This window comes from Holosporales bacterium (genome assembly GCA_031263535.1).
In the GTDB taxonomy this organism is placed as follows: Bacteria; Pseudomonadota; Alphaproteobacteria; order UBA3830; family JAIRWN01; genus JAIRWN01.
This window is the reverse complement of the sequence record JAISFO010000029.1, coordinates 1-9,701: the sequence shown is the minus strand read 5'-3', so window position 1 is coordinate 9,701 and position 9,701 is coordinate 1. Positions and strand designations below refer to the sequence as shown.

Annotated in this window: 11 protein-coding genes; 5 read left to right on the top strand and 6 right to left on the bottom strand. The window is 45.9% G+C overall.

All coding sequences use genetic code 11. The features are described 5' to 3' along the window. From LBL30_03430 to LBL30_03410, 5 genes are all read right to left on the bottom strand, one after another. On the bottom strand, positions 1–853 hold an 853-nt coding region (locus LBL30_03430), incomplete at its 3' end, for a hypothetical protein (GenBank protein MDR1032141.1). Further along, positions 825–1,808: a hypothetical protein gene (locus LBL30_03425; protein MDR1032140.1), complete on the bottom strand. Its 984-nt coding sequence runs from the start codon at positions 1,806–1,808 to the stop codon at positions 825–827. The genes LBL30_03430 and LBL30_03425, both read right to left, overlap by 29 nt. Continuing rightward, a complete protein-coding gene (locus LBL30_03420) occupies positions 1,805–2,788 on the bottom strand; it encodes a hypothetical protein (protein ID MDR1032139.1) in 984 nt (327 codons plus the stop codon). Before LBL30_03420 ends, LBL30_03425 begins: the two co-directional genes overlap by 4 nt. Continuing rightward, entirely contained in the window at positions 2,772–4,229 is a 1,458-nt protein-coding gene (locus LBL30_03415) for a S41 family peptidase (protein MDR1032138.1), read from the bottom strand. The genes LBL30_03420 and LBL30_03415 overlap by 17 nt, the downstream gene beginning before the upstream one ends. Positions 4,230–4,445: 216 nt before the next feature. Then, complete coding sequence (locus LBL30_03410; protein MDR1032137.1) at positions 4,446–4,820, bottom strand: hypothetical protein; 375 nt, start codon at positions 4,818–4,820, stop codon at positions 4,446–4,448. 70 nt (positions 4,821–4,890) lie between these two features. Between LBL30_03410 and LBL30_03405 the strand changes: the two genes are divergently transcribed. The 4 genes from LBL30_03405 to dapB all read left to right on the top strand — a co-directional run bounded on the left by LBL30_03405 (position 4,891) and on the right by dapB (position 7,660). Then, positions 4,891–5,427 (top strand): hypothetical protein, encoded by a 537-nt coding sequence (locus LBL30_03405; protein MDR1032136.1) that lies wholly within the window; start codon positions 4,891–4,893, stop codon positions 5,425–5,427. Between the two features lie 93 nt (positions 5,428–5,520). Further along, positions 5,521–6,267: a uracil-DNA glycosylase gene (locus LBL30_03400; protein MDR1032135.1), complete on the top strand. Its 747-nt coding sequence runs from the start codon at positions 5,521–5,523 to the stop codon at positions 6,265–6,267. Then, complete coding sequence (locus tag LBL30_03395) at positions 6,260–6,865, top strand: ribonuclease HII (GenBank protein MDR1032134.1); 606 nt, start codon at positions 6,260–6,262, stop codon at positions 6,863–6,865. Before LBL30_03400 ends, LBL30_03395 begins: the two co-directional genes overlap by 8 nt. Positions 6,866–6,901: 36 nt before the next feature. Then, entirely contained in the window at positions 6,902–7,660 is a 759-nt protein-coding gene (gene dapB / locus LBL30_03390) for a 4-hydroxy-tetrahydrodipicolinate reductase (protein ID MDR1032133.1), read from the top strand. A gap of 140 nt (positions 7,661–7,800) precedes the next feature. Here the strand turns inward: dapB and LBL30_03385 are convergent, their stop codons facing one another. Further along, complete coding sequence (locus LBL30_03385) at positions 7,801–8,664, bottom strand: helix-turn-helix domain-containing protein (GenBank protein MDR1032132.1); 864 nt, start codon at positions 8,662–8,664, stop codon at positions 7,801–7,803. 242 nt (positions 8,665–8,906) lie between these two features. Between LBL30_03385 and gmk the strand changes: the two genes are divergently transcribed. Next, entirely contained in the window at positions 8,907–9,500 is a 594-nt protein-coding gene (gene gmk, locus LBL30_03380) for a guanylate kinase (protein MDR1032131.1), read from the top strand. Positions 9,501–9,701 lie beyond the last annotated feature (201 nt).

Sequence of the window (9,701 nt, the reverse complement as noted above, 5' to 3'; positions counted from 1 at the left end):
CGGAGATTAAAGATTGTTTCAGGGATAGCGGAGGGTCGCGGTCCCATAAATATAAAACAAAGCCTCCACCGCCAGCCCCTGTGGGTTTTACGGCAATTGCGCCAGCCGATGTTAAGCTGTCCATGCTTTGTTGAAGAGGTTTGGTTATAAGGCCCCAATCCCTAAAGCATTCGCGGGCAATATCTATGCCTTGGGCAAGGCGGCTAAGACTCTGATCAGAAAAATCCTCAATCAGCGTTTTCAGGCAAACTGTTGTCGCGCTTTCCATTCTGTCGTACAGAATTTCGCTGCTCGCGCTTTGAACATGTTTAACTGCGTCGGAGGTTTTGCTGCCCATTCCACTTGAGGATAGATACAACTTTGGCTTCCAGGTAGGGGTTAGCGTTTTTATGTCGGCGGGGCTTGAGAATAGTACCGGTCGTCCAGCTGCAACGACCGCTATATCCAAGCCGCTGCTGTTGCTGTGAAAATTGTTTTCAAGCACTGTTGCAAAAGGCAAAAGCTTGGCTTGATTTATGTACCCTCTGTTTATGAACCATTTGGCCGCTAGGACGCAGATGGCTGCCGATGCCCCTAAGCCATATCCTATATCGATGTTTGAGGATATTTGAAAACTGCCCCAATGTTTTGGGATTGGAATGTTGGCTAAGCCGGCCCCGTGTACAAGCGTCTTTTTAAAAATTTCGCCTAGTTCAGGGGGATTTTGCGAAATAAAGGAGCTTTCCTCTCTTGCGGTCCAAGTAAGACGCATCTTTTTGTCAGGCAACGGAAACGCAATCGCATGTCGGTTATGCACGACCGCATGTTCTCCAGACAATATCCATTTACCGCTTGCTTCTGTAGTTTCCGTCATTTATTAGCTTAAAATCAGCCAGCTCAGGTAGATTATAAAATTGCCTTTGCTGTTCGGATTGATCCTGCCGCCAGAGCAAATGCACGTTGGCCCCAGCGTCCATGGTTGCAACCGGTCCGTCGCCATATGTTGACCAGAAAGATCTGATGGCGCTGAGTACTTTTACGCTGTCACTGGATATATAGGAAAACGGCTCGTCGCAGGTTGCAAACAGCGCGTGCATATCTGCAAATTCTGCCCAACAGATTTTAAACACCGCGCGCCAATCGCCAGATTCCAGCGCTTTTATCAGCTGCTTCAATCGAATTTCGACCCTATCTGCGCGATCTTTGTGCAGTAAGCTGGTTTTTACCAGCCTGTGAGCTTGGCTTGACGACACTTCCTTGGCTTTATCGGAAACTATTATTATCTGGTGAAATAGATGATCAAATTCACCAAAACTAAGGCTCTTAACCTCTTCTTTATTCCAAAGCGCCCAGGGCGAAAAAAAGGACCTGCATGACGAGCCCGACCCAACACGACTTAGCGCGGCCATCTGCTCAACCGACAATTCCGCTTCCCCTTTCAGCTCACAAATCGCTTGAACGGCTGCTTTGGTCAGGGCCGCAAAGCTTGAGGCCGAGCTTGCGATACCTGCGCCTTTTGGGAAATTGTTACCGGACTTGAGGATAAAATTACCGCTGAATCTAAGGCGGCTTTTTATAAATCCCAGATGCCTAAGATATTTTGATTGCTCTGCTTCTGACAGATTTGTACCGGCAAAAACGCTTCCGTCGTCGAACGATCGCCAACAGTCACCAGCCGTATCATCGGCAACCTCAAGCTCTGCCTTACTTATAAAGTTGTGGCTCGTAAAGGACAGCGAAGCATTAAGTGGAATGTTCTGCTTTTCGTCCAGTTTGCCCATATACTTGATCAAGGCTATATTGGATGGGGCGCAGGCAACCCAGCTCATCGTATATTAAACTCCAAACCTGGGGATAGGTTATCGCTACTGCTAACATAGGCCAACCCCAGACTGGTCGCAAACGTCTTGGTCTGTTCTTTACTTGTTGAGCCGCACAAAACCAAAACCACATCTGCGCCCAACGCTCCGCACCCTTTGGCGGCAAGAACATCTTGCGATTTGCCCAGCTTATCAAGGATTGTTTTAGTAGCCGGATGTACCAGCCGCATATCCAGCATAAGCTCGGCGTATTTATTTATCGCCCTTATCAATAAGTCGCAGGATCTATCTGTAAAAGCGCTGTACGCCATATCTACGACCGAAGACAAAGCGGAGTATTCAGCCCTAGCTGGTTTAGCCTGCTTTAACCCCTTTAGGTGCTTGTGTGTTTGTATCTTTACGCCAGTCTTGAATATCAGCGCAGTTATGTCTTTGAATGGCCATCCAATATCTTTTGGGTCGCTGGTAGGCGAAAGGTACGTAACTCCACCATTGTACTGAGCGGCTACATCTGCTCCACTTGGCCTGACGTTATCTTTTAGCCCAGCGGATATTGCTCGATAATACTCAAGCGCTTTTGAAATACTAAACTCTTCATTTTTAATTAAGGTCACAGCGCGATATGCCATAAGGAACTTAGCGCTTGAGGCCCCAAACCCTCCGCCACCTGAATGAGGGTCGGAAAATTTAAGTCTATAGTGGCTAAATACATCTGCATAATCGCGAGTCAGCACATAAAATGGTGATTGCCCACCGACATGCGAAGTATCGTCGTTTTCTGCAGGCTCGCCAACCAGAAAACAGTCTAAATTAAATCTGGGATGGGTGCTTAGGAGTATCGCGCAAAACCGCCCCAGCACGGCATATTCGCCAACCAAGAATGTTTTGCTCGGCGCACTTAGATTTATGTTGCCGCTATGCATCATGACGCGGGATAGATTATAGATTTCCGCCTTTGCAGAAGAATCGGGCCTACTCGCCTTTGCCAAGGCAGACCGACCTTATCGATTTCCAGGCTTTTATCAAGCCAAACGCCTGCATAAGCTGTATATCCTTTGATAAGCGTTCTTTAAGCGACATTTTATACAGATCAAATTCCGAATCCTCGTCCGCTTTTTGCTTATCGGCTTTATCGTGTTTGCCGGCTTTCTTGCCCTTGATTTTATCTAAGACGAGCTTGTCATGCTGCTCTATTTTCTTAAGCTCTTTATCTAAATCCTCCTCACTTATATTCTTTTTCTCTTTGGGCTTCTCGTCTTTATAAAGAGCGTTATGAAGATCTTCCTCACGGACGAAAACAACGTCCTTGAACGGCTTTATTTTGGCCATATCGATCTCTATATCTGGCGTTATGCCTTTTGCCTGGATACTTCGTCCGCTTGGCGTAAAGTACCTGGCCATGGTCAATTTAACACCGGATTCCTTTGAAATCGGTATAACACGCTGCACAGATCCCTTGCCAAATGACCGCATGCCAACTATCAACGCGCGCTTATGGTCTTGCAAAGCGCCTGCAACAATCTCTGGCGCCGAGGCCGTAGCACTGTTTACCAGGACTACCAGCGGTCGGCCTTCCAGCTCATCTTTATGACTGGACTTAAACTCTTGCTGTTCATTGTCATTACGCGCCTTTATAGAGACAATAAGCTTATCTTTAGGCAAAAAGGTTTCGGCCGCAGCTATTGCCTGATCCAGCGCTCCACCAGGATTGTTGCGCAGATCAAGCACAACCCCAACAAGATTTTTACCAAGCTTTTCATTAATTTCCTTCATTGCTTTGCGAAGGTTGCCCCCCACATTCTGGTCAAATACGGATATACGTACATAAGCAACGTTGTCCAAGACCTCATACTTGACCGATTTTACTTTTATAAGGTCGCGTTTGATCGATACTTCAAAAAGGTCCTTGTTAACCCTTTTGATCTTAAGCTTTACCAAGGTGCCAGGCTTGCCGCGCATACGCCTTACCGCATCATCCGCCGACATAGACTGAACAAGCTCTCCATTTATGTGGGTTATCAAATCACCGGCCTTCAGCCCAGCACGATGCGCTGGAGTATCGTCTATAGGCGCAATAATCCTTACGAAACCGCCGTCAATTGTTATCTCTATGCCAAGGCCACCAAACTCTCCGGACATATGCTCAAACAAAGCCTTAAACGCCTTTGGCGGAAGATAGCTGGAATGCGGATCCAACGCTGGCAGCAGGTTGTTTAAAGTGATCTCTACTAGCTTTTCGTCAGAAAGCTCTTGGACATAGGCTGATCGAATCAAATTCAAAATAGCGTTTAGAAAAGCGCGTGCCTGATGTTCTTTGGGAACTTGTTTTTTGATCTCGTCTGGGATTTGCAGCGCCGGCTCATCGGCGGCAAAGCAAAAATTATGACAAAATATTAGCTGAAGCAATAAACAAAAAAGACATTTTTGCATTTTGTGCAGCTGATTAAATTTAGCTTAGAGTTATAATACCACCTACACGCTGCCTTTTCAATAACCTGCAAAGTTTAACGTCATGCCATTCTGCTATGTTCATCAGGCTGGGGGGAGTGACAGTTATGGATTTCACAAACTGCTGAGATTCAGACTCAGCGCCCCTCCCCCCTGAGATAAGGATAGCACAGGGGGGGGGCGACTTTACTTCAATTACTAATAAATGATTGTTACATCGGCTGGCTTGTTGGTTATGTTAACCAATCCCTGGCGGCTTGTGTGAAGCTTAAGCTCTGAGGTACCAGTGCAACCAGTTAAAATAAGTGTTGTGAGATTAGTTAAGCTCGTCATATTCAAAGTGCCTGACAGTTCGGATCCGCTAAGGTCAACCGTAGTTATCCCAGTGTTAGTTAAATTAAATTTGCTCAAGTTGGTTGCGCTGATAACACAATTTTCTAGCGTAATTCCTGACAAGCTCGTACAACCAGAGAAGTTTATGCTACTGGTTACCGTTTGCAGGGCAGAGAAGACAGCCGTGCCATCCAGCCCTGTACATCCGTTGAAGTAGATATTTATCTCGCCTCTTTGCAAAGCAGGGAATGAAGGGGCGCCGGTTAGGCCTGTAAGCCCGCTGAAGTTGATAGTAGGAATACCGTAATTATTGGCTGCTTGTCAGATAAGTTTTGCCAATTGCACGGGAATGGACGGTGAGGCTCCAGCTTTTTCTAGCCTAACAAGCTTTACTACAGGTTATGGTGGTTTTTCTGGTATCAACTTCCAAGGCTGCACAAGACTAACTGGCGCACCTTCCTTTCCAGTACTTACAACTTCGAACGGAAATCTAAACTTCCAAGGCTGCACAGGATTGAATGGCACGATTGTCTTCTCCGCTTTGCAAGCAGCCGCAAACATAAACTTCTCTGGCTGCACGAGTTTGGCAGGAATCACGTTAGAAAATTGCACCGCCAGTGCAGGCAATTGGAGCGGGATCAATTTAACTAACACCGGAATAACTACGGTTAATCTTAGCGGATCTGCATTATCCGGCGTTCTGGACATGAGAAGCTTGAGAAGTTTAGAAACGATTATTTTGACTGGGTGCACTGGTACTCCAGAATTCAAGCTATACACAACACTCCAGGATTTGGTTAATGTAGTTGACGCTCCAGTCGATCCAATAATCACCTACAGTAATTGAGGCTTCGATTGCTAAAGCAGACGTAGATATACCTTCGAAAATATTTTGTGTATGCTGAAATTAGGATATGAGGGTTCGGCATAGCGCGTGCAATTGAATAAGGAAATAAAGGAAATATTGGATTGGTGCTTTTGCGCCGGCATTCGCGATATTGTGCTGAACGACAATACTCGCGCCAAGGGCCTGATTAATGAAAAAAGCATTGACGTCAAGGCTGGTATTAAAAAACCTTTGCCGCAGGGCGAGTATTTAAAAGATATACAAAATGCCCAAACCCTTGAGCAATTGCGGCAAGTGCTGGCGGATTTTAAGCTGTCGCCCCTGAAATTAACCGCGCAAAACCTTGTGTTTTCAGACGGCAATCCTTCGGCAAAAATCATGCTTATAGGGGAAGCCCCAGGCGCAGACGAAGACCGCCTAGGTAAGCCATTTGTCGGGCTTAGCGGGCAGCTGCTTGACAAGATGCTTAAGGCGATAGGGCTTGATCGAGCAAGCGCATACATAAGCAATATCGTCCCTTGGCGACCGCCGGGAAACAGAACGCCTACCACCGAAGAAATCGCCATGTTTTTGCCGTTCGTCCACAGGCATATAGAGCTTGTCGCCCCTAAGGTTATCGTTTGCGTTGGAGGGACCTCGGCAAAGGCTTTGTTTAATGGTGTTGACGGAGTTATGAGGATGCGGGGGAAGTGGCTGGATTTCAAAATCGAGAAAAGTGGATTTTCAGCCGATGCAATGGTGATATTTCACCCTGCTTATTTGCTTCGGTCGCCTGGTCAGAAGGTCTTGGCCTGGAACGACCTGCTTCAGATTCAGCAACGCCTGGCCGAATATGCCTGACTACCTTACAGAGCAAAGCATCGGCGGGCGTGTTGCCGGCATCGATGAAGTTGGGCGTGGTCCTTTGGCCGGTCCAGTGGTGGCCTGTGCGGTTTGGCTTAATCCTGACGAAGTGGATGGGGTACTGCTGTCGCAGCTCAATGATTCTAAACTTATACCAAAAAGGCGCAGAGAGGCTTTGTCGCAGGAGCTAATCAGCCTTCCAGCAGCGCACCTAAGGTATTCCATTGGCCTGGCCAGCGTTGCCGAGATAGACCGGGTAAACATACTGCAGGCCACTATGCTTGCCATGCAGAGAGCCTATGACGGCATAAGCAGCGCTGTGGACAGTATAATCGTCGATGGAAACAAAGTGCCCAGCGTATCTTGCCCGGCTTTGGCGATAGTTGGCGGCGACAGGAAAAGCTTGTCCATAGCCGCGGCCTCGATCATAGCCAAAGTCCACAGAGATTCGCTTATGGAGCTGTTGTCAAAGCAGTTTCCAGAATATGGCTGGGACCGTAACGCCGGATATGGAACCAAGGAGCATCTGGCCGCAATCGATAAATTTGGCCTGACTGAACATCACAGACGAAGCTTTTGCAAAAGATTCTTATAGCACTGTATATTCGTACTTACAGTGAGGGGGCATCATATGCTTAAATTAATGATAAGCGGCATAACCGGCCGGATGGGGCGGCTGGTGGCAGAGCTTGCGGGTTCAGATCCGGATATAACGGTAATTGGTGGAACGAGCCAGCATGTCGTATCAGAAAATTTAGCGCGTGATGGCCAAGCCGTCGCAATCAGCACTGAGCCTGAGCAATTTGTCCCTAAAAGCGACGTTATAATTGACTTTTCCGCGCCGTCTGCCCTTGAAAAACTGCTAAACATTGCCGTTAAATACAAAAAGCCTTTGGTAACTGGAACTACCGGATTTGCTGATTTATCGATGCTGGAGAAAGCGTCTAAATCTATACCAGTATTCTACAGCGCTAACTTTAGCAGTGGGATCCACCTGATAAACAAGCTTATTCCCACTATACTTAAGGCTATGCCGATTGAGGAATATGATGTTGAGCTTATTGAAACACATCATCGTGGCAAGAAAGACGCTCCGTCGGGAACAGCTTTAACGATTGGACAGAACATAGCGAAAGCTTTGAGTAAACAACTAAAAGATATACTAAGGAATCCATCTGATCCAAGAAAATCAGGTGAAATAGGAATCTCTTCAATACGGGGCGGTAATGTCTTTGGCGAGCATGAACTGATGTTCCTTGGTCAAGAAGAAACCTTAGCAGTCAAACATACCGTCATGGACCGCAAAGTATTTGCCCGCACCGCTGTCAAAGCAGCCCAATGGTTGGTTCAGCAACCTTCAGGCTTATATGGTATGGGGGATATATTTTAGTGCCCAAGCTTGGGCTACTAAACCGACTGTGGGGCTAGTTGAACGGTGAACACTGCTTAAATAAGCCAGAAAATTGTGGCCAATAAGCTAACTCCTGCCCTTAAATAAAGGCAGGAGTGATTTCTTTTCTAAACTATCTTTTAAAGCAAAGAGGTGTCGAAATACCCGACTACTAAAAAGATTTCCTTGACTAGGCTGCGACTTATTTCTACGATTGGCTCTTGTTCAATGTGATTTAAAGAGCCGGCATCATGGACAGCTGATGGAGATTTGCTCAGGCCGCTTTTCTTGAAATCCTCCATCTTATCAACAGCACATAAATGCACCGTGCTAGGAGAAACGCCCCAAACCTTACGTAACAGGACCGCGTTGTTCTTAAGAGACGCAATCACTAAAGCCTCTGGCACAATATTCGCGCTTGGCACTGCGTACACAATCGCCTTGTGACAGAAATGTGGCTCAAAGTGACCGTTGGTTTTTATGGCAATCGCATCTCTGCGAGTAGCAAGCTCTGCTGGACGATACTGACTCTCCCCCTCAATGACACGCATAATCAGGTGATCAGACTCTGAATGACACAATTCATACGTCGGAATGTCAACACGGCTTTCAAATACATTCCTATGAAACGGGGTGAACACTCTGCGTATATGCCTTGGGCCGCCAGGGATATAGCCGCTTGCCGGCACACGAGGCTGCCCCATAACCTTGCCGATATCACTGCCGGTATAGTCATGCAATAATTCAGATGGATCGCACCCAAAAGCATTGGACAAGCGTGATATAAGGTCAGTGTTAAGTCGACGAGACCCGGACTCAAGCCTTGAAAGATAAGATACTGATATTCCAGTCAACTCAGAAAGACCCTCAAGAGTCAACCCAGTACTTTTCCTTAGGAATTTAAGGTGAGAACTAAATTTGACCTTTTTCTTTCCTTCCAAAGCGCCTTCATATTGACCGCCGAATCCTTCCGTCGATTCTTTTTTAATTTTTGCTATTGCCATATTTAAAACTCCATACCAATAAAAACGAATATACACCGTAATGGCCGCAGCCACTCTTCTGTCAATTTACATGACAGAAACAACGCTTATATTATTAACTAAAATTCGACAGTTGTCAACAGCGCTTTTGCATAAAAATTTAGTAATTTTTTTATAGAACAATTTCTCTCTTAAATTTCTATAACCGTGCTATTTTAAAGGCATTTGGCGAGAAAACGACGAATAAACAAAAATTAATACATATGCTTAGCACAAAAGAAAATCATAATTTATTTATTTTATCCGCTCCTTCATGTGGCGGAAAAACCACTGTCGCAAAAATTCTGGTTGCGCATGACGACAAAATCAAGCGCTCAGTGTCTTTTTGTACTCGTAACCCAAGGGTTAGTGAAGTTAATGGCCAAGATTATTTCTTTATAGATCGGGGTAGATTTTTGTCGATGAAGAATGGCGGAGAGTTTCTTGAGTATGCCGAGGTTTTTGGTGAGTTATATGGAACGTCTTTAAAGTATATTGAGTCGCTTTTGGACGCGGGGTTTGATGTGCTGCTTGTACTGGATACGCAAGGATACGCTCAGGTTAAAGCAAATCTAAAAGAGAAGGCTGTTGGGATATTCCTGCTGCCAAAGTCTTTGGACGTTTTAAAGGAAAGGATGGTTAAAAGAGGCCAAAACCTTCCCGAGGATATGGAAAACCGGCTTGCTCAAGCTAAACAGGACATAAGCAAAGCCCCTACATATGACTATACGGTTATAAATGACAATCTGAAAATGGCCGTAAACGAGGTGCAGCGGATAATAAAGGCTGTTAGGGCTTTTAGTAAGTTGTCGATATAAAATTGTGAAGATTCATCTTAGTCAAAATTAAATATTTGTCTTCCGTTAAGGGCAACCAGTTTAGTTATTGCCTGATTTTATACGCCTGACAGATTGAAGTGATATAGGGGGAGCATCCAAGTTTTCTTGCCGCCACATGTACCTGTCCATTACAGCAAGCGTGTAATGCGCTTTTGTACATACCATCTTTAGAGCCGCCGT